The sequence below is a fragment of the Methanobrevibacter ruminantium M1 genome (genome assembly GCF_000024185.1).
Classification (GTDB): domain Archaea; phylum Methanobacteriota; class Methanobacteria; order Methanobacteriales; family Methanobacteriaceae; genus Methanobrevibacter; species Methanobrevibacter ruminantium.
Map to the genome: position 1 here is coordinate 655,660 of NC_013790.1, position 20,268 is coordinate 675,927.

At 30.7% G+C, this 20,268-nt stretch carries 22 protein-coding genes and 1 tRNA gene; 21 read left to right on the plus strand and 2 right to left on the minus strand.

Annotated features, from left to right (window positions below):
* Positions 1-91 precede the first annotated feature (91 nt).
* Together MRU_RS02385 and MRU_RS02390 are read left to right on the plus strand one after the other, a co-directional pair.
* The gene (locus MRU_RS02385; RefSeq protein ID WP_012955272.1) at positions 92-1,048 is read left to right on the plus strand and encodes a hypothetical protein; all 957 of its coding nucleotides are present in this window, start codon (positions 92-94) and stop codon (positions 1,046-1,048) included.
* A gap of 175 nt (positions 1,049-1,223) precedes the next feature.
* Positions 1,224-1,769: a nitroreductase family protein gene (locus MRU_RS02390; RefSeq protein ID WP_012955273.1), complete on the plus strand. Its 546-nt coding sequence runs from the start codon at positions 1,224-1,226 to the stop codon at positions 1,767-1,769.
* Between the two features lie 215 nt (positions 1,770-1,984).
* Here the strand turns inward: MRU_RS02390 and MRU_RS02395 are convergent, their stop codons facing one another.
* Positions 1,985-3,358 carry an FAD-dependent oxidoreductase gene (locus MRU_RS02395; RefSeq protein ID WP_012955274.1) on the minus strand — a complete coding sequence of 458 codons (1,374 nt, stop codon included), beginning with the start codon at positions 3,356-3,358 and terminating at the stop codon, positions 1,985-1,987.
* A 332-nt stretch (positions 3,359-3,690) separates the two neighbouring features.
* Here MRU_RS02395 and MRU_RS02400 point away from each other — a divergent pair, with 332 nt between their 5' ends.
* The 7 genes from MRU_RS02400 (at position 3,691) to tfe (ending at position 8,875) form a co-directional block, all read left to right on the plus strand.
* Positions 3,691-3,957, plus strand: coding sequence for a HypC/HybG/HupF family hydrogenase formation chaperone (locus MRU_RS02400; RefSeq protein ID WP_012955275.1), 267 nt, complete (start codon positions 3,691-3,693; stop codon positions 3,955-3,957).
* A gap of 182 nt (positions 3,958-4,139) precedes the next feature.
* Complete coding sequence (locus MRU_RS02405; protein ID WP_012955276.1) at positions 4,140-4,634, plus strand: TIGR00295 family protein; 495 nt, start codon at positions 4,140-4,142, stop codon at positions 4,632-4,634.
* Positions 4,635-4,867: 233 nt separating this feature from the next.
* The gene (locus tag MRU_RS02410) at positions 4,868-5,776 is read left to right on the plus strand and encodes a DUF5591 domain-containing protein (RefSeq protein WP_012955277.1); all 909 of its coding nucleotides are present in this window, start codon (positions 4,868-4,870) and stop codon (positions 5,774-5,776) included.
* Positions 5,777-6,093: 317 nt separating this feature from the next.
* A complete protein-coding gene (locus tag MRU_RS02415) occupies positions 6,094-6,381 on the plus strand; it encodes an iron-sulfur cluster assembly protein (protein ID WP_012955278.1) in 288 nt (95 codons plus the stop codon).
* A 144-nt stretch (positions 6,382-6,525) separates the two neighbouring features.
* Positions 6,526-6,600 (plus strand) — tRNA-Ile (locus MRU_RS02420).
* Positions 6,601-6,874: 274 nt separating this feature from the next.
* Complete coding sequence (locus tag MRU_RS02425; RefSeq protein WP_012955279.1) at positions 6,875-7,378, plus strand: tryptophan-binding regulator TrpY; 504 nt, start codon at positions 6,875-6,877, stop codon at positions 7,376-7,378.
* Between the two features lie 423 nt (positions 7,379-7,801).
* Entirely contained in the window at positions 7,802-8,875 is a 1,074-nt protein-coding gene (gene tfe / locus MRU_RS12035; protein ID WP_012955280.1) for a transcription factor E, read from the plus strand.
* Between the two features lie 140 nt (positions 8,876-9,015).
* On the opposite strand, the gene MRU_RS02435 is transcribed toward tfe, so the two are convergent.
* Complete coding sequence (locus tag MRU_RS02435; protein WP_012955281.1) at positions 9,016-9,918, minus strand: coenzyme F420-0:L-glutamate ligase; 903 nt, start codon at positions 9,916-9,918, stop codon at positions 9,016-9,018.
* Between the two features lie 291 nt (positions 9,919-10,209).
* Here MRU_RS02435 and MRU_RS02440 point away from each other — a divergent pair, with 291 nt between their 5' ends.
* The 12 genes from MRU_RS02440 (at position 10,210) to MRU_RS02495 (ending at position 20,252) form a co-directional block, all read left to right on the plus strand.
* Positions 10,210-10,779 (plus strand): pyruvate kinase alpha/beta domain-containing protein, encoded by a 570-nt coding sequence (locus tag MRU_RS02440; RefSeq protein ID WP_012955282.1) that lies wholly within the window; start codon positions 10,210-10,212, stop codon positions 10,777-10,779.
* Positions 10,780-11,312: 533 nt separating this feature from the next.
* The gene (ftsZ, locus tag MRU_RS02445; RefSeq protein ID WP_012955283.1) at positions 11,313-12,482 is read left to right on the plus strand and encodes a cell division protein FtsZ; all 1,170 of its coding nucleotides are present in this window, start codon (positions 11,313-11,315) and stop codon (positions 12,480-12,482) included.
* 240 nt (positions 12,483-12,722) lie between these two features.
* A complete protein-coding gene (locus tag MRU_RS02450) occupies positions 12,723-12,902 on the plus strand; it encodes a protein translocase SEC61 complex subunit gamma (protein ID WP_012955284.1) in 180 nt (59 codons plus the stop codon).
* A gap of 637 nt (positions 12,903-13,539) precedes the next feature.
* The gene (locus tag MRU_RS02455) at positions 13,540-14,031 is read left to right on the plus strand and encodes a transcription elongation factor Spt5 (RefSeq protein WP_012955285.1); all 492 of its coding nucleotides are present in this window, start codon (positions 13,540-13,542) and stop codon (positions 14,029-14,031) included.
* Positions 14,031-14,513: a 50S ribosomal protein L11 gene (locus MRU_RS02460; protein WP_012955286.1), complete on the plus strand. Its 483-nt coding sequence runs from the start codon at positions 14,031-14,033 to the stop codon at positions 14,511-14,513. Before MRU_RS02455 ends, MRU_RS02460 begins: the two co-directional genes overlap by 1 nt.
* Before the next feature lie 556 nt (positions 14,514-15,069).
* Positions 15,070-15,708, plus strand: coding sequence for a 50S ribosomal protein L1 (locus tag MRU_RS02465; RefSeq protein ID WP_012955287.1), 639 nt, complete (start codon positions 15,070-15,072; stop codon positions 15,706-15,708).
* A 1-nt stretch (position 15,709) separates the two neighbouring features.
* Entirely contained in the window at positions 15,710-16,717 is a 1,008-nt protein-coding gene (locus tag MRU_RS02470) for a 50S ribosomal protein L10 (RefSeq protein WP_012955288.1), read from the plus strand.
* Positions 16,718-16,836: 119 nt separating this feature from the next.
* Positions 16,837-17,148, plus strand: a complete 312-nt coding sequence (gene rpl12p, locus MRU_RS02475; RefSeq protein WP_012955289.1) for a 50S ribosomal protein P1 — start codon at positions 16,837-16,839, stop codon at positions 17,146-17,148.
* Between the two features lie 358 nt (positions 17,149-17,506).
* The gene (locus tag MRU_RS02480; RefSeq protein ID WP_012955290.1) at positions 17,507-18,232 is read left to right on the plus strand and encodes a zinc ribbon domain-containing protein; all 726 of its coding nucleotides are present in this window, start codon (positions 17,507-17,509) and stop codon (positions 18,230-18,232) included.
* 76 nt (positions 18,233-18,308) lie between these two features.
* A complete protein-coding gene (locus MRU_RS02485) occupies positions 18,309-18,914 on the plus strand; it encodes a hypothetical protein (RefSeq protein WP_012955291.1) in 606 nt (201 codons plus the stop codon).
* 211 nt (positions 18,915-19,125) lie between these two features.
* On the plus strand, positions 19,126-19,473 hold the full coding sequence (locus tag MRU_RS02490) for a zinc ribbon domain-containing protein (protein WP_012955292.1): 348 nt from the start codon (positions 19,126-19,128) through the stop codon (positions 19,471-19,473).
* Between the two features lie 53 nt (positions 19,474-19,526).
* A complete protein-coding gene (locus MRU_RS02495; RefSeq protein WP_012955293.1) occupies positions 19,527-20,252 on the plus strand; it encodes an alpha/beta fold hydrolase in 726 nt (241 codons plus the stop codon).
* The last annotated feature ends 16 nt before the right edge of the window (positions 20,253-20,268 follow it).

Here is a 20,268-nt window from a genome sequence, read left to right on the forward strand (position 1 = left end):
TAAATAAAGATTTATACTATAATTAATAAATATTATTTTACTATAAAATTATACAGTTTAAAATTTAATTATTGAATAAAGGTTTATTAACATGTTTTTCGAATTATTAATTGTATTCTTATTATGTTTTTTTGGAACCGGGATCGTAAGTATAGTGTTCCGTTTCTTGGGAAAACGAGGATATATGGGTAATCTATATGAAACAGTCCGAGGAGGGACTCCTAGAGCTGTTGGGATAGTTCCTTTTATTCTTATCAGTCTCTTTATGCCAAGCGGATTTAATAATCTTGTTTTGGTGATGGGTCTATGTGCCTTAATAGATGATATAATCGGCAGAAAAACAATTGCTAATTTGCCGATTGAGATTGGTCAGCTTGCAAGAGGAATAGGCATGCTTTGTGTAATAGGATTAGGATATCCTATTATGGGAGTCTCATCTATTTTGGTTGTCCTTTTAATCCAGCCAATGAATATTGCAGATATGCAACCGGGAACTGCTGCAGCTACAACCATTATAATGAGTTTCTTCACTCTTTTAGCTGTTGTGATTATGCAAGTAGGTCCTGTCTTAGAGATACATCCATATTACTATCCATTGCTTGTTTTAGTTACATGTCTAGCTTATTGTCCTTTGGATTTCGCTGGAAAGATCATGATGGGTGAGGTAGGTAACCATACCTTTGCAATATCTTTAGGAATCTGTTTTTATGCTCTAGGCGGATTTATAGGAACTTTAATATTATTCATTGTAACCACTGGATTGATTGCATATTTAAGAAGATATAATCTCTCTAGATTCCTTATAAATAAATTGCATATTCCAAATCCTACTTTTGGAGATTTATTTATGGATGTCTTAACTGGAGGAGGTTTAGGTGACTTATTTAGAAAGATTCTCTTGAAATCAAACCAGTATGATGTTGATAATGAGATATTGATTGCCCTTGGATTTAGACGGTTATTGTATAATCCTTATTCTCCTAACCTTGAAAAAGTGGTTCAAAAAGATAGTAGAACAAAACGTGCAGATTTAAGAAGGTTTTATTAGATTTATTATAATTTAATCCCTTTTTAACTAAATTTATTTAATTTTTTGATGAAATTTAATTTTTATTTCGTTATTTAAAGAGATAATTCTATTAACTTATTTAAAAAGATTTGATTTTATTTAGTTACTTAAAGAGAAATTTTATTAATTTATTTAAAAAGATAGAGGAATTTTTATGGCTGATGTTTTTGATGTAATTAAGAATAGAAGAGGCGTAAGAGCTTATAAAGATGAGCAAATTGATGATGAGGATATTGAGAAGATATTGCAGGCAGCTATCATGGCTCCTACTGCAAGGGGAGAGGCTCCATGGCATTTTACTGTAGTTCAAAATAAGGAGCTTCTTGATGAGATCAATGATTCTGTACACAGCATATTAACTAATTCTGGTGATGAGCTTCTTGAAGCAATCGCTGCATCTGGCAGAAATGTAATGCACAATGCTCCAACTGTTGTTTTTGTTTCTGCTAAATCAGATGCTACTAATATGCAAGCAGACTGTTCTGCAGCTATTGAAAATATGCTTCTTGCAGCTGAAGGATTAGACATTGGGTCCTGCTGGTTAGGTCTTGTCGCTTTATTCTTCAGCGTTGAGGAAAACTTGAAAAAGCTTCACATTCCTGAAGGTTATACTCCATTATACGGTGTTTCCTTAGGATATAAGGTTGAAGAAAACGAACCAAACCCACGCAGTGATGTTTTGGTTAATTGGTTAAAATAAGCCTCAAACTTTTAAAAAAAGTTTGATCAAAATTTTTAATATGTTATTTGACTTTTAAACTAATAAAAATAGTAAAATGGATAAAATAATTAATATTTTATCCTTAAAATTCTTTTTTTTTAACGAGTGCAATTCAACTTTTTTATGAAGTTTTACTCTAAAGAGCGTTATTTGACTCTAATTTATTTTTTATGCATTTATTATCTACTTTTTACTTACATAATCTTTAAAATTTTATAATAAGCATCAGTAGATGGATGAACTTCTAAAAAGTCATCAAATGCTTCTTTTTTAATTCCCAAATTCATTAGGAATGCAAGATAAGCTGTATCATCAATTGAAGATGGGGATATCTGGCTTGCTCTTACAATTTCATCGGTTTCGGTATTTAATGAAATCTTTGTAAGGCCTGTTTCTCCTCTTAGAATTCTCCAAAATGCATGAGGTCCTCCAAGGCCTGGGATGATTACATCTTCAATCTTATCTGGGTCTGCTTCTTTATCTGTCTTTTGAGTGAAGCTCACATCCAAATCTAGAGTTAAAGATTGGGGAACAATCATCTCTTCAAATTTATTCAAGTATCCAGCCATATTTCTTGCTGCTGAAATTCCCTCTTTTCTAGCATATGGGGTTAAGGTTATTCCTCCGGTGACATCTCCTGCTGCATAGATATGGGGTTTTGATGTTTGGAAGAATTCGTTGACCTTGATTGAACCGTCTTCATTCAAATCCACAAGTCCTTTTAGTATTTCAGAATTAGGGACTCTTCCGGTGGCTATTAATGTTTTGCCTTCAAATTCTCCATTATCTGTTTCGATTGAGTCTTCGTTAATCTTTAGGACATTGGTGTTTTCGTGGATTTCAACATCATTGATAATCTTTTTGACTACATAACTTTTGATTTCAGGCTCTAGGTCTTTTAGAATTTCGCTTCTTGCAATGATTTTTACCTCGCTTCCAAAGCTTGAAAAGATGTTAGAAAGCTCAGTTGCAATTATTCCTCCTCCAACTATGTTTAATTTAGGAGGAACTTCATCTAGATTAATTACATCACTGCTTGTTAGGGCATATTCTGCTCCAGGGATATTTGGAATGAATGGCCTTGCTCCAGTGGCTATGAGTAAATTTTCTGCTTCAAAGCTCAAAGTTTCTTTTCCCTTGTACTCCTCTTTTTGAAGCTCGTTGTCATTGTCCAATTTGACGGTAACGATGATTTTCTCATCTTCATCCACTTCTACACTAGCTTCTCCATAGAGAACTTTATTGCTCACGCTTTCATTTTCTTCTTGGTTAAGTTTACGAAGGAATTTTTGGGTCTTTTTAATGTTTTCACATATGGAATTGTAGTTCAACTCTAAAAGTCCATTGACCAATCCCATTTCGGAAAATCTTTGGCAATTCTTCCAAAAGCGGCTGATGTCAGTCAATGCACAGACAACCATGCATCCTTCATTAAGGCAAGTCCCTGCAATGTATTTCTTTTCAATTAGTAAGGTTTCCTCACCTAATTTTCCAAGTTCAAATGAAGCAAGTCTTCCTGCAGGGCCTGCTCCAATGACAATGTTTTTTATTTTTTTAGTTTCTTTCATCGAATCACTTTTGATTGTTTTATGTAATCTAAAATACGTTCATATATCTTTATTTTTTCTAATCTAATGTAGATTGAAGTTTTATCCTTAATATAAGTTAAAATATGTTAATAAGTTTTATAATAATTTTTTTATGATTTGCCATAAAGCATAGTAAAAAATTTGTTTGATAAAGATAAAATAAAAATATTTATATAATGTAAAAACTATAATAGAAATATTAAAAAAGTGATTTTGGATTAAAATAAATTTTTTAAAATTTAATCATTTAATGGGATTAAATATTTTTAAAATTATTTAATTCGTTAAAAATAAAAAAGGAGAATGATGTTATGTGTATTGCTGCACCAGCTAAAATTGTAGAAATCGATACAGAATCTAACATTTGTGCTGCTGATTTTGGAGGAGTCAGACAAAATGCAAAATTGGATCTTCTTCCAGATGCTGAAATTGGCGATTATGTTTTAATTCATGCAGGATATGCTATAGAAAAACTATCCGAAGAAGCCGCTAAGGAATCTTTAGAGTCTTGGAATGAATTAATGGAAATGTTAGATGAAGAAGACAGAGAACGTGAATTACAAATGAATGGCTTATAAGTCCATTCTATTTTTAATTTTATTATTTTTTATAATATTTTATAATCTTTTAACTATTTTTAATAATTATTTGTTTGATTAACTTTAATTAGGCTATTTTAATAATTATTTGTTTAATTATCTTTAATTAAGCTATTTTTACTTATTTTTAATCTTTAAATTCTAATTCAATATGTGGTTCTATGTGTGAGGAAATTAAGTTATTGAAGGATTTGGGATGTCCAGAATGGGTTATAGAACATTCTAAAGGTGTTTCAAGAAAAGCAGTTCAAATAGCGAGCAATTTTGATGATGTTGATATTGAGCTTGTAAGAGTTGGAGGTCTTTTGCATGATATCGGAAGATCTAAAACCAATTCAATTGAGCATGCAGTCATTGGAGCAAAAATAGTTTCTGATTTGGGCTATTCTCAAGAGATAGTCAATATTGTTGAAAGGCATATTGGAACTGGGCTAACTGAAGAGGATGCTAAGGAATTGGGACTTCCTATAAAGGATTACACTCCTCAGACTCTTGAAGAGAAGATAGTTTCTCATGCAGATAATCTTTTTAATGGTGCAGATGAGGTTGATGTTGATTTTACCATCAATAAATGGAAAAGAAAGTTAGGTGAAAATCATCCATCAATTGAGAAAATAAAAGAGATTCATGAAGAGTTGGTTGGTCGTTTTGAGTAATATTCTAAATGGTTTTGACTAATCTCTAAATATGGGTCAGTTTTATTTTGATTTAAATTTTGATTAACTATTTATTTAAGAAATATAAAAATATTAATATTTAAACAATAAACCTTTTTTATTATTAATTTTATTTCTAATTTATAATTTTGATTTAATTAATGATTTAGGCAATAAACACTTGTTTAACATTCTTTATTATCATTTTAATATTTAATTTTACGAGGAAAAATATGAAAGTTATTTGTACAGTTGACGAGTCCTTATACAGGCCAGAAGTAGTTCGTTGGAGAGAAAGAATGGCTATGATGGAGCCATTAGGTGAAGTGGTTGTAGCGCTTCCTTGCAGTATGAAAAAGCCATATTCCAATTCACAGTCTCATCAGAAATTTAAAAGAGCTACCAAAGGCTATCAGGAAGTTATAGTTACCTCTCCATTTGGTATTTGTCCTCGTGAAATGGAAAACACTTTCCCAATTCAGTCTTATGATGTGACAGTCTCTGGAGATTGGAGCTTTGATGAGGTGAGAATCTCTGGTGAGTTGTTACGTGATTATGTAGGAGATAAGCCTGTCATTGCCAATGTTCATGGAGGCTATGAAGAGGTTTGCCGTGAATACCTTGACAATTGTGTTTATGTCTGTCAGGATGGACGTCCTACCTCTCCTGATTCAATCTATCATTTAAGGGAAGAGCTTAAAAAGTATTCTAAGGTCAAACATAGGGATAAGGTTTTAAATGAACTTAGATCCATTGCAAAATATCAGTTTGGTCCTGAAGCATATAAGATAATTAGCGATGATGTTGTTGCTAAGGGAAGGTATCATAGGACTATCTATAGCGAGGGAAAGCAATTGGCTCTTTTAAATAGGGATATTGGATTGTATACTCTCAATTTGGAAGGTGGAAGAAGACTTGCAGAGCTTGACATTCATGTTGTTGAGATTGATTTTGACTTAAAGACTAATTCTGTATTTGCGCCAGGAATTTCCAATGCTGATTTGAGCATCGTTCCAAAGGACGAGGTTGTTGTTGTAAGGGACGGTGAAGTGGTAGGTGTTGGAAAGGCTGTCTTAACTGGAAAAGAGATGATTGAGTCTACTAGTGGAATCGGTGTAAAGATAAGGCATAGGAAAAAATAATTATTTTAAATGTCTTATTTTTTTATTTAAACTTTATATGTTGATTTTAACTGATTTTACTCAGTTTTATTTTTTATTTTTTCTTTTAATATATTCTATTCTGTTTTAATATATTTTTATTTTCTTTTATTCTTTTTAGAAAACTGGATTTGCTTGAATAAGTATAAATATTATTAAAACAATAGTTATATTATTAACTTTTTGTAAGAGAAATAAGATTTTAAATTTTCATTTGAAATTTAAATAAAAAGATCTTAAGTTCTTAAGTTCAAGTTTTAAGTTAATTTAATTATTATAAAAAAAATTGAGGAGATAAAATGTCTGAAGAATTAGCACTTGCTGTTAAAGATGCAGTTTCTGTAGTAAACGACCCTCACATGGGTGTAAGTATTGTAGATATGGGTATTGTACAATCTATTGCAATTGAAGGTTCAACTGCTGAATTGGTAATCAAACCTACCAATCCTGGTTGTATGAGTGTTACTCGTATTGCAGCTCAAGCTAAAGCTGAAGCTTTAAAAGTTGAAGGTATCGATAAGGTAAAAATTATTATTGAAGGTCATGTAATGGCTGATTCTCTTAATGAGATGCTCAATAGAGATTAAATAATTTTTTATTTTTAATTCGAGCTTTAGATTTTGTTGTAGTGTATTAATCAAAAGATTTATATACTACCTTTTACAAACTCTATAATATCTGAAAATTAAACTTACTTTTTCTGATTTTTAGATATAATTTTTTTTACGCATAGGCTAGTGGCACAGCCTGGTCAGCGCGCACGGCTGATAACCGTGAGGTCCTGGGTTCGAATCCCAGCTAGCCTACTTATTTTCACTATTTTTAATATTTTTTTATTTTTACTGCCTACTTTAGGTTATCTGCTTAAGAAATCTTTTTTTAATCAATTTCTTAAAATCAAAGGGATCTGATGCTTTTTTGATTATAATTTTACTTATCTTGTTTTGTTTTAACTTTTCTTTTATTTTTTAATATTTTGTATAAATTTATAGATTATTGTATTAAATTGTACATTCTTAAATTAATATATACATTTATATACTTAAAAGTACAAAATATTTATAAGAATAAGGTGGTAGTATGTGGGAAAGTTTAAATTCAAAATTTAGCAAATATCCTGCAAGAATGACTGTGGCTCAAAAGATGTTTGAGCTAGGTTTAAGAATCGGTGAAGACAATAAGATTTATTGCGGAAATCTTAAGATCAGTGATTCTGCTTTAGCTGCAGCTGCAAATGTGGATCGTAGAGTTATTAAATCTACAGTTAATGTAATTGTTCAAGATGAAGATTTATTTGAGGTCTTTTCAAACATTGTCCCTGCAGGAACATTGCTTAAAAACATTGCAAAAAATTTAGGATTAGGTGTAGTTGAAATAGAAGCTGGAGAAGAAAGCGAAGGTATTTTGGCTGCTGTAGCTACAACAATGAGCGAACATGATATAGACATTCGTCAAGCTTATGCTGGAGACACTAAATTTGAAGGAAATCCTGTTTTGACTATTATTACTGAAAATCCAATTCCAGGTGAACTTTTAAATGAATTTATTAAGATAAATGGAGTTTTAAAGGTTTCAGTTTTATAATTTGATTTGTTTGGCTATTGGCCATTATTTTTTCTTTTTTTCTTATATTTTTAGTTCTTTTAATTTGAGTTCTATTTATTTTTCAAAGTTCTATTTTTTTCTTTATATTTTTAGTTCTTTTAATTTGATTTCTATTATTTTTTTTCAATGTTCTATTTTTTTTAAATTTTTTTTATAAAGATGTTTGATTCTATTTATTTTCCAAGTTTTATTTTTTTTAAATTTTTATAAAAACATTAAGTTTATAAAATAGTAAACATATAAATACTATTAATATACTTATTAGATTACTTTTTAAATTATTAAGATTATACGTAATTTCTTATATTTTTATTTTTACAAATTACTTATTTTAGAATTTAAAATTAATTTAATTAATTTTTTAATTTATTTAAATTTAAATATATATAAGGAAGACTATATATGCTAAGCGATCCTATTATTCAAAAGAATTTTCCGGGAACATTTGAATTCGAAGAGGCCATGGTTATTATTGATTGTCTAAAGGAATGGCCTAAAAGCAGATTATGTGATGATAAAGCTATTGCAAGGAAAGCCGCTAAGACAATTGACATAGACATTAAGACAGTTAGGGATGTTCTTGCTTTACTTGAAGTAAATAACTGTGCTTATAATATAAAGATTAATGAGCTATGCATTAAATTAATTAAGCATTATCGTTCTGGAAAACTTACTCATAAGAAGATTGCTAAAAAACTTAAGATAGATGATAATATTGTTGATCAGTTCATTGAAGAAAATGAATCTCTTTTAGAAGAAACTAAAAAGACTTATTCTCAAGAAACTTTAATGGCTTTAAATGATAGTTTCAATGACTTTATTAAAGGAAGGAAACCTCTTAAAATAAATAAGGATGAAGAGGAAGATAATCCAGATGAAGATTCTAAAGATGAAAAGGCTACAGATGAAGAGTTCAAATCTGGAGAAGTAGAAATTAAAGAGGAAGTTGAAGAAACCAAAGAAGAAGAGGAAGTAGAGGAAGAAAAACCTGCTAAAAAGAGAACTGTTAATCAAAAGTTCTGGTATCTTACCTTTGATGAAGTAATCGATTGCCTTAAGAACGGATATGCTACAGATGAAGAAATATCTGAAAAAATCGGTTGCAAGTTAAATATCGTAAGAAAAATCCTTTACAGCTTATATGACATGCATTTAGCAAGCTATAAGAGGGATAAGGATAAGGAAACCCAATGGTATACTTACGATTGGAAATTCAATGAAAGCGAATATAAAAAATTAGAATTGAATATTGCAAGTGCCGAACTTAAGAAGCTAAATGAAGATTTAGAATATGAAGCGAACAATATGTTCTTCATTTGTCCTGTGGGACACTACCGTCTTGACTTTGAGGACGCTTCCACTGTCGAATTTATTTGTCCTGAATGTGGGGCAGAATTAGAATTTGATGACAATTCTGAAGTTGTTGAAGCTTTGAAGGACCAGATTGCATATATTGAAGAAATGATTTCTGAATAGGCTCTTTTTTATTATTTCTTCATTTATTTTATTTTTTTTTAATTTTTACTTTCTGATTTTTTTTATTATTTTTTTTTATATTTTTTTTAATTTTTACTTTCTGATTTTTGTTTTTATTATTTTTTTGTCTTTATTTATCATTATTCTATTTTTCTAACTAAAACAGCAGGTGTATGAATAATTGAATCCAAGGATTCTACAGTAACTTCAGGAGTGTCTGAATTTAAAACGTCCTTTGCGCTATAGATTGTCTCCATTGCTGTAGATAATGATTTCTGATAGTCTTCAGCAATATTGGCTATTTTTATTCCCTCTTCAACAGAGATTTCCCTTGAGCATCCAAGTGGGGTGGATCCCATATTTTCAGACAATTGTCCTAACGCGTATCCAAAAACTCCCTTATCTGCTTCAATTCCATCTATTGCAATAGGAAGTCCTGTAAAGTATTTGTTCTTTCTTCTATAGGTTGCATCTGTGTCAATAATTAATGTGGTGACATCTTGATTTGTTTTTTCCATAAGGCTTTCGCTGATTTCCTTTGCAACCTTTTCTGGATTTTCGGGAAGAAGGGATACGCAAGTTCCCGGAGCATTGCTTAAGTCAATTCCCGCTTCTGAAGCTGGCTTTAATGCATGTTTCCAACCATATAATTGGAGAACAACTTCCTTATGTCTTTTAGACTCTTCTGGAAGTTTTCTAAGGTTTTTAATTGTTCTCTCCTTTATTCCTAGAATAGGTCCAAGGACATATCCCCAAAAGTATTTGCTCCAATATGTGGCTAGGAATTTTGCCTTAAGGGATGGAGTATAGTCTGCTTCATCAACCAATCTTCCTTGAGAGACTGATATTGGAGTTTCGGCTATTACTAAATAGTCGCCGGACTTGCATAATTTTGAGATGTCATCAATCATAAAGTCTATGCTTTCATTAGGCTTTATATAATGTGTTTCAATAGGGATAACTTGATATCCTCTAATCTCAACATATTTGTAAACTTGTCCTTGCTCAGTTTCTGCTTCTTTATAGTTTGGATTGTCTGTCATGTTAATCTGTTGTTTTAGTTGGATTGTTTATAGTTGGATAAATAATTAAAAAATTAATAATTAAAAGTTTAGTGATTAAATGAAATAATAATCTTAATGATTAATAGTAATTTCTAAAGTTTGATTCCAAATAAAATAATAACTTAGTTATTAATAGTATAATTTATATTTAGTAAATATATAATTATTATTGTTTATAATAATTAATTAATTTTTCAATTATTCAAAAGTTAATTCATAATCATAAGATTTTAGAATTTGATTATATTTAAAAAATTAGGAGAGTTTCTTATGGAAAAATCAATAACTTATTTTGAAAATCCCGGTGCTGAGAATACTGATGCAGTTATCGAACTTGTTCGTGAAAGATTAGAAGGTTCTAACATCAAATATGTTGCTGTTGCATCTTCTACAGGTGCAAGTGCCTTAAAGTTAAATGAAGCTTTAAAGGATCTTGATGTGACAATAGTAAATTGCTCCCATCATGTTGGATTCAGGGAACCTAATAAGGCACAAATAAGTGCTGAAACTAAGACTGAACTTGAAGAGAAGGGAATAGTCACATTCATTGGTTCACATGCCTTAAGCGGTGTTGGCAAAAGCATTTCCAAGAAGTTTGGTGGAGTCACTCCAGTTGAGATCATTGCTGCAGTCTATAGAACTTTCTCTCAAGGAATAAAGGTATGTGCTGAAATTTCTATCATGCTTGCAGATGCCGGATTGGTTCCTGTAGGTGAAGAGATAATCGCTATTGGTGGAACAGGCTCTGGTTTGGACACTGCTGCTGTATTGACTCCTGCAAACATGACAAATGTCTTTGATATGAAGTTTCATGAGATTATAGCAATGCCAAGACCTTAATTGGCTTTGCTTTTATAATTGATCTATTATTTTTATTTATTTTTTCTATATATTTTTTATATTCTTTTATTATTTTCATTGACTTTATTTTATAGCTTTTCTATATTTTTATCAGATGATTTTACCTATTTTTTATCATTGACTTATTCATTTTCTTTAAAATCTTCTTAGGTCTTTTTATGAGGATAGTTCGATTGGTATAAAACATTCTATTTCTGTCTAAATATAAAAATAGTTATATACTTGAAGGTTTAAAATATTGAATACTATAAAGTATATTCATTGCATTTAAATATTACTTTAAACATAACTAATAAATAATATACTTATTATAACTAATTTAATATTTATAAATATTTTACAAAATCATTTATATTTCTTTTTTAAGGAAATATGGATGGTTTGGAATTTTATAAATGTCCTTTAAATATTTCTTAATAGATTAAATACGAATTTGAACATTTATCAGTATTTATAAATAATTATAATAAATTAAATCAATTTTACGAATTCAATAACAGTGGGGTTAAGAAGTGAAATTTATAGATGATGCAATCAAAGAATCTGAGGAAAGTATTGAAAAAACTGCTTCTCCTAAAAAATCAGATGATGAATTAGATAAAGAATTACTCGACATTATCAGTCGCAGTCGAGCTAAAATTATTGTAGTCGGTGCTGGTGGAGCCGGAAATAACACTATTTCAAGATTGACTGAAATAGGTATTGAAGGCGCTGAAACAATTACTGTAAACACCGATGCACAAGACTTGTTCTACAGTCAAGCTGATAAAAAATTACTTTTAGGAAGACAAACCTGTGGCGGTCTCGGTGCTGGTGGAGAACCTGCCATCGGTGAGGAATCTGCTGAAGAAAGTGAAGAAGACATTAGAGCAGAATTGGAAGGGGCTGACATGGTATTTGTTACCTGCGGTCTCGGTGGAGGAACCGGTACTGGATCTGCTCCTGTAATTGCTAAAGTGGCTAAGAAAGCTGGAGCTTTAACTGTAGCTGTTGCTACCATGCCATTCTCTGCTGAAGGTGTAAAAAGAAGAGAAAATGCAGAAATCGGTTTAGAAAAACTCCAAGAAAATGCAGATACTGTAATTGTCATTCCTAATGATAAATTATTAGAAGTTGCTCCAAACCTTCCTTTAAACAAAGCATTTATGGCTTCCGATGAAATCTTAGGAAGAGCTGTTAAAGGAATTACCGAACTCATTACCAAACCAGGACTCATCAGTCTGGACTTTGCTGATATCAGTTCCATCATGAAAGGCTCTGGTATGGCTATGATAGGTATGGGAGAATCTGAATCCGGTGACAGAGCAATCGAATCTGTACATGAAGCTTTAAGCAGTCCTTTATTAGACATTGACATTTCCAATGCTAAAGGAGCTCTTATTAACATTTCAGGAAGCTCTGACTTGACCTTGCAAGAAGCTGAAAAAATCGTTCAGATTGTTGCTGACAGATTAGATCCTGAAGCTAATATTATTTGGGGAGCTCAAATCGATGAAGAATTGCAGAACATGATACGCACAACCATTGTTGTATCTGGAGTAAAATCACAATATAATTCCTCTTCAAGCGGAAGTGATGATGGAGAATTTACTGATATTGATGATTTTACTGATGCTGACATTCTTGGTGAAGACACAGCTCCAAATGATCCATTAGATGAATTCCTAGACGGAATCTTCTAGATGTGATTAAATCAGATAAAATTAGATTTTTAAATTAGGATTAAAATCGGATTTTTAATTAGTTTTTAAATCAGATTTTTAAATTAAATTCTAAATTAGGAATTTTCCTAATTTATTTTATTTAATTTTTAATTATTTTTTAATTTATAAATTAATTTATTTTTAATTATTTAATCAATTAAAATATATTAGAATTAATTTTTTATATTTTCAATTATTTTATTATTGTGAGGATATTAAATGAATTATCAAGAAGAATTAAGTGATTTTTGGAAACAATGTAAAAGAGTTTTAAAAGTAGCTAAAAAACCAGACCGTGAAGAATTTTTTGATTTTTCTAAAGTTACAGCTATTGGTATAGCTATTATTGGTGTAATTGGTTTTGTAATTGTTCTATTCGGCCAATTATTAGGATTATAATTTAAATCTTAATTTTTTTCTAAAAGATTATCGGATCTTAATTTTTTCCTAGAAGATTAATTAGGTCTTAATTATTTTCCTAAAAATATTATATTTAGAAATTAATTTTTTAGAATTTTTATAAAATTCTTTAGTTAAATAATAATTTTTAACTATTTTTCTTGTATTTTAGTATTTCTAATTAAATACTATTATTCTTCTATTTTTTTTAAAATTCTTTTCTTATATTCTTATTAAAATCATTATATGAATATATTTAAGATAAAAGCCCATTATCTTCGGCTTTTATAATTATTTTTATTTTTCAATAAATAGAAAAATTTGAAACATTTATATACTTGTAATTACATATCTATTACTATTATATGAATCTAATTTTATTATTTTAATAAATATTCATATTTTCTTATAAAAATAATAATTGATTCTTATTATAAAACTATTCATTTTTTGTTTATTTTACAAAATCTAATTATTTGCTGCAATATCAATAGTTTAAAGAGATAATAAGATTCGAAGAAAGTGCTTCTATATGGGGTAATGGAATTTAAAGGAAAAATAAAATTTTAATTTATATAAATCAATTAAACTTAAAACTTATTAATTATTACAAATTTTAATTATATAGGTGAATTAAATGGAAGATGATAAAAATTCCATATTTGCTCTTAAAACATCAGCAGGTCAAGAAAGAACTGTAGCTAGATTGTTAGGTATGAAAGCGGATAAGCCTGGTGTAGATATTAAGGCAATAGTTGTGCCTGAATCTTTAAAAGGTTATATCATTGTAGAATCTGCTACAAACCTTGATATGAAGAACCCTGATATGAAAGTTCGTCATTTAAGAGGTATTGTAGGGGCAAAAAGAGATGGAACCATTGATCCATCCAGTCAGATAACCTTGGAAGAAGTCAAAAAATTCTTAAAGCCACAACCTATTATCTCATCTATACAAAAAGGAAGTATTGTGGAACTTGTTTCCGGTCCTTTCAAAGGAGAAAAATCAAAAGTTGTCCGTTTAGATGAATCTCGTGAAGAAGTTGTTCTCGAGTTAATTGAAGCGGCGGTTCCGATTCCTGTTACTGTTAAAGCTGATCAAATTAGAATTATTAAAAAGGAGGCTGACTAATGGCTAAAGATACAGTTGAAGTTCTTCTCGAAGGTGGAACAGCCACTCCTGGACCACCATTAGGACCTGCAATTGGACCTTTCGGGGTAAATATGATGCAGGTAGTAGAAGAAATTAATGAAAAAAGTGCTGATTTCGCAGGTATGAAAGTACCTGTCATAATTACTATCGACAGTAATACAAAAGAATTTGAAATCGAGATTGGTACTCCTCCAACAACTGCCCTTATTATGGATGAACTTGGCATTGAAAAGGGCGCTCATGAACCTGGTGCTGAAGTTGCAGCAGATTTATCTGTAGAACAAGCTTTAAAAATCGCAAGAATGAAATTCGATTCCTTACTTTCAAACGATTACAAAAGCGCAACCAAAGAGATCATGGGTACCTGTGTTAGTATGGGAATTACCGTAGACGGTAAAGATCCTAGAGATGCTCAAAAAGCAGTTGACGCTGGAGAATACGACGATATCTTAGTAGAATAGATTTATAATCTATTCAAGTATTTTCGTATCTTATTAATTTAAAAATTATATTATTAATTTAAATTTTTAATTCAAGAATAAAATTTTATAATTTAAATTTTAATTCAAAAATTATATTTATAAATTATTTATTTAAGTGATTAATTAGCTTGATTATTTAAATAATTTAATTAAATTGAATTTAAGTCATAATTGATTATTCAATTGATTTAAACTCTTAATTCATTGATTATTAGAATAACGGGCTTTTTATGATAAATAGATAATTATTCACTTAATATAGATGAAATTATAATTTAATTATTTTACTTGTTCTAAAATATTGAATTATAATCGATATATTGTTGAGATCTAAAGATTTTATAAATGCTTTTATAGATTTTATTAATTATTTTATTATTATATCATAGCGGACAAATGATTAACATATTTCTATTTTGTCCATATCAAAGATTATATTAATATTTTAATTTTTCTAAACTGCTTAAAAGATTTTATTTAATTTGAAGATTTCTCGTAAAAGAACTATCATGAACAATGTTCATGGAGGATTTATATGACACAAGAGATTATTGATGCGGTGAAGGAGGCAAAAGAACAAGCTAAGCCGAGAAACTTCACTCAATCCATTGATGTTATCATTAACATTAAGGATTTAGATGTCAGAAAACCAGAAAACAGATTTAGCGAAGAAGTAGCTCTTCCTCACGGACGTGGAAAACCGGTCAAGATCGGTGTTATCGCTGACGGGGAATTAGCTCTTGGAGCTAAAAATGCTGGTGTCGATGTTGTGATTTCCAAAGAAGATTTACAAGAATTTGGTAAAGACATTAAGGCAGCTAAAAAAGTAGTAAACTCTGTTGATTCATTTATAGCTCAAGCTGACATGATGCCACTTGTAGGTAGATTCTTAGGTCGTATCTTAGGACCTCGTAACAAAATGCCTAAGCCAGTGCCAGCTAGCGCTAAAATCGAGCCATTACTCGAAAGACAACAAGCTACTATTAAAGTTGGCGTAAAACAACAACCATCTATTCAAATCTTAGTTGGAACTCAAGACATGGATGACGAGAAGTTGGCTGAAAATATTGAAGCTGTTCTTGCAGTTTTAGACCGCAATTTAGAAAAAGGAAGAAACCAAATAAAATCCATGTATATTAAAGCGACTATGGGTTCAGTAGTGAGGGTGATTTAAGATGGCTCACGTTGCTGAATGGAAAAAAGAAGAAGTTAATGAACTTAAGGGCATTATTGATTCTGCTGAAGTAGTAGGTATTGTTAACTTATTAAACATTCCTGCTAGACAATTACAGGAAATGAGAAAAACCCTTTCCGGTAAGGCTACCATCAGATTATCAAAAATTAACCTTATGAAATTAGCTTTAGAAGATTGTGTAAATGAGAAAGCTAACATTACTGAGCTTTCAGATTATATGGAAGGTCAACCTGCACTTGTATGTACCGACATGAATCCTTTCAGATTGTACAAAATATTAGAAGACAGTAAAACATCTGCTCCTGCAAAAGCAGGCGCTATTGCTCCTGAAGATATTGTTGTACCTGCTGGAGATACTGGTTTCCCACCAGGTCCGTTCCTCGGTGACTTACAACAAATAGGTGTACCTGCAAAAATCGACAAAGGAAAAATTGTAGTTCAAAAAGACACTACAGTTGTAGAAGCTGGAGAACCTGTCCCTAAAGCTGTCGCTGCTGCTTTAACTAGGATGGATATCAAACCTATGGAAGTAGGTATGGATCTTAAGGCTGTATACGAAGATGGTTCCATCTTTAAGGCAGACGTATTGGCTATCGACGAGGAAGAAACCTTTGCAGATATTCAAAATGCATTTACTAGAGCATTCAACTTATCTGTATTCAGTGCTTTCCCAACCAGTGAAACAATATCCACAATCATTAGTACTGCACATACCAAAGCTTACAATGTTGCTATTGAAGCAGCTATTCCTACTGGTAAGACTTCTGATATGTTAATTGCACTTGCAAACGCTAAGATGTTAGCATTAGCTGGTGAATTAGCTTCCGATGCAATCGACGATGAAATCGCTAATAAGTTAGCAAACGTTGCAGTTGCTGCAGCACCTGTCGTTGAAGAAGCAGAAGAAGAAGTTGAGGAAGAAGAAGAGGAAGAAGAAGACAAAAGCGAAGAAACTGCAGCACTTGGTTTAGGTGCTTTGTTCGGTTAGATAAAATTTAAAATTTATACTTTTTAATTGTTTTAATTAAACCATAGATTCAATATAAAAAAATAATATGTATTGGATTACTTAAAAAATATTTTATTATAAAAATTAACGGTGATAACATGGAATATATATATGCGGCAATGATTTTGCACACCACAGAACAAGATATTAATGAAGAAAATGTAACTAAAATCTTAGAAGCAGCTGGCGCTAACGTAGATGATTCTAGAGTAAAAGCTTTAATCGCAGCATTAGAAGATGTTGATATTGAAGAAGCTATGGAAACTACTGCTATGGCAGCAGCTCCTGCAGCAGCAGCTCCTGTAGCTGAAGCAGCAGTAGAAGAAGAGGAAGAAGAAGAGGAAGAAGAAGAAGACGAAGAACAAGCAGCTGCAGCAGCAACCGCTGGTTTAGGTGCTTTATTCGGATAGATTCTTTCTATCCTTTATTTTCTTTTTATTTTTCTAGACTTTTAGTTTAGTTTATTTATTAATTCTTATTTTCAGTTTCAAACTGATTTTTTTATTTTTTTTATTTATTTTAACTTTTTTTAGACTATTTTTATTAATTTACTTAGTTTTATTACTTATTTTATTTATTTAATTATTTTTTATTACTTATTTTATTATTTTAACTACTTTTATAACTTATTTTATTTATTTAACTAATTTATTGCTATTTTTTATAATTTAACTATTTTTATAAGGCTTCAATTAATCCTTAAATCATTTCAATAATTATAAATATTCTACAAAACAAATAATATTCTATAATAAAGGGAGGAAAATTATGATATGTCCTGAGTGTGGTGCGGAAAATCAAGACTCTGCAAAGTTTTGCAAGCAATGTGGAACTTCTTTAAATCCTGTTGCCACAATGAAAAAAACTAATTCTGATGAATCAAGACCTATCAAGTCAGGTATATTTAATGAAAATAATTCTTCACCTTCCTCCTTTGAAGCCAAAGGATCAGGTGGAGACAATAAAAATCTAATTATAATTTGCTTAACTGTAATTATTTGTGCTGTTTTGATAGCAGGAGGCTTAATATTCCTATCAAATGGTTCAAATAATGGAAATGACTCTAGTGATGTTGGAAATTCCATAAGTCTTCCAGACAATTCTGTTAATCAAACAGATGATAGTCAAAATCAAACTGACACCGAACCTGCTCCTAAAAAGTCTAGCGTTTCAGATATGAAGATACTGAGCGGAAGCTTCACAACCGGAAGCTCTCTAAGCGATAAGACTTGGTGTTCCGTTTATGTTGGAGAAAAGTATGCTGGCGAGGATGTTAAAATAAGCGTTTTATACAGCCGTGATGGCTCTGACTTGAATCAAGGAAAGATTGTGCCAAAAAATGTTGGTTCAGATGGTACTGTAAGCGTTCCAAGTGCAGATGCATTTAAGTATTATCCAGATCATGCTTTAGTAACCATTTATGATAGCAATGGTAATGTTTTAGACACTCAAGAGGTTATCATGAGTGCTAAAAGTGGTACTCAGACATTTTAATAGATTTAAATAGTTTTAATTCTTAAATCTATTTTTTATTTTTTCTAGGGGAAAATTTTTTTATCTAGTGGATACTATGGAAACTAAAAATCTTATAATCATTTGTGCAACTGTAATATTGGCTGTTGTAATAGTTTTATCTGCTTTTATTTATGTCAACATGGGCAATGAAACTCATATAAGTTCTAATATTGCAGATACTTTACAAAATGGCGATGAAATCGTTGTCAAGCTTGTGGATAAGGATAATAAGCCTTTGGTAAATAAGACCATTAGCTTAAACTTTAAAGATGAAAATGGCAAGGGCAATGCCGTTAGCTATGATCTTCTTACTAATGACAAAGGTGAAGTATATTATAATGTCAATTTGACTGAAGGAAAATATGTATTTTCCGCAGATTATGCTGGAGAAACATTTATTGGCTCATCAAGTTTAAATAAGTCTGTTGAAGTTAAAAAAGATGTTAAAACTGCAAATCTCAGTTCTACAGATACGACTAAAACCGCTAAAACCAAGACCTATACAGATTGGCAGGAAGACTATGAGACTGGACGTTATGACGAAGACGGAAATCCTATCTATAGGTCTATAATGTCTACCTCCGGAGGCCAATATGAGCCTGGAATCTATGAATGCTATTGGTCTGCAAATGGTCCAATCAGTGAAAGAAGAATTGGTTAATTGGTTTTTTAGTCTTTTTAAACTTGTTAAAATTTGAAAATAACTATTTGGGAAAATAATTGGATTTTTGATCTTTTTAAACTTGTTAAAATTTGAAAATAACTATTTGGGAAAATAATTGGATTTTTGATCTTTTTAAACTTGTTAAAATTTGAAAATAACTATTGGAGAAAAATATTTATTTTACTTAAAAAGTATTGGGGAAAATATAATGAAATGTCCGGTTTGTGGCTGTGAGAATCCAGATGGCTATAAATTTTGTCATGATTGTGGGAATCCTTTGATAATGCCTGATTATGATGAAATGAATAATGATTACCCCTCCTTTGATAGCAAAAAGCTTATCATAATAGGTTATATAATCGCTATCCTATTCGGTTGGGGAACTTTTATATTAAGTGCCATATTTGGATCCTATGGATTTATCGGTTTCATCGGGCTCTTTTTCCCAGGATTCATGTTAAATAGCAAGGATTCCAATATCCGAAAGCACGCCTATATCCAATTGGCAATTATGATTGTAGGTATACTTGCGACCTTTTTAGTCTTATTTAGATAAATCAACTTTATCAGTTTGTTATTTTTCTTAAATATTTTATTTATGGTGTTTATATGAATAAGAAACTTAAAATAATCCTTTATATTTTATTGGCTTTAATAATCATTATTGCAGGAATTAGCCTTTGGTATTTGATGGATTATTCTCCTGCAAGTGCAGATGCTAATTCTCTTATTAATGGAACATCAGAGGTTTCAGTAAGTAAAATAAACAATGGATTGTTCTTAGATGGTCCTGGAAATGATAGCGCTGTCATATTTTATCCTGGTGCAAAGATAGAATACACTGCATATCTGCCTTTATTAATCAATCTGTCTGCAGATGGTGTAGATTGCTTTTTAGTTGAAATGCCTTTTAATTTAGCATTCTTTGGAACAAACAGTGCAGATGAAATAATTAATAATGCTTCCTATAATTATTCTAATTGGTATATTGGAGGACATTCCTTAGGAGGAGTCATGGCTTCCCGCTATGCCCATAATCATTTTGATAAAATCAAAGGAGTGATACTCCTTGCAGCTTATCCTGCAGATAGTTTAGAGAATGGTTCTGTGCTTTCCATTTATGGATCCAATGATAAGTCCTTAAATAAGGAATCTTATGATGATGCAAAGAAATATATGCCAAGCAATTTCACTGAATATGTGATAAAAGGTGGAAATCATGCCCAGTTTGCTTCTTATGGCAATCAAACTGGAGATGGAGTAGCCACTATTTCCGCATACCAGCAAGAAAATGAAACCATTAAAGATATTCTTTTATACATCAATGGTTCTTAAGTTCTTTGTTTTTTAT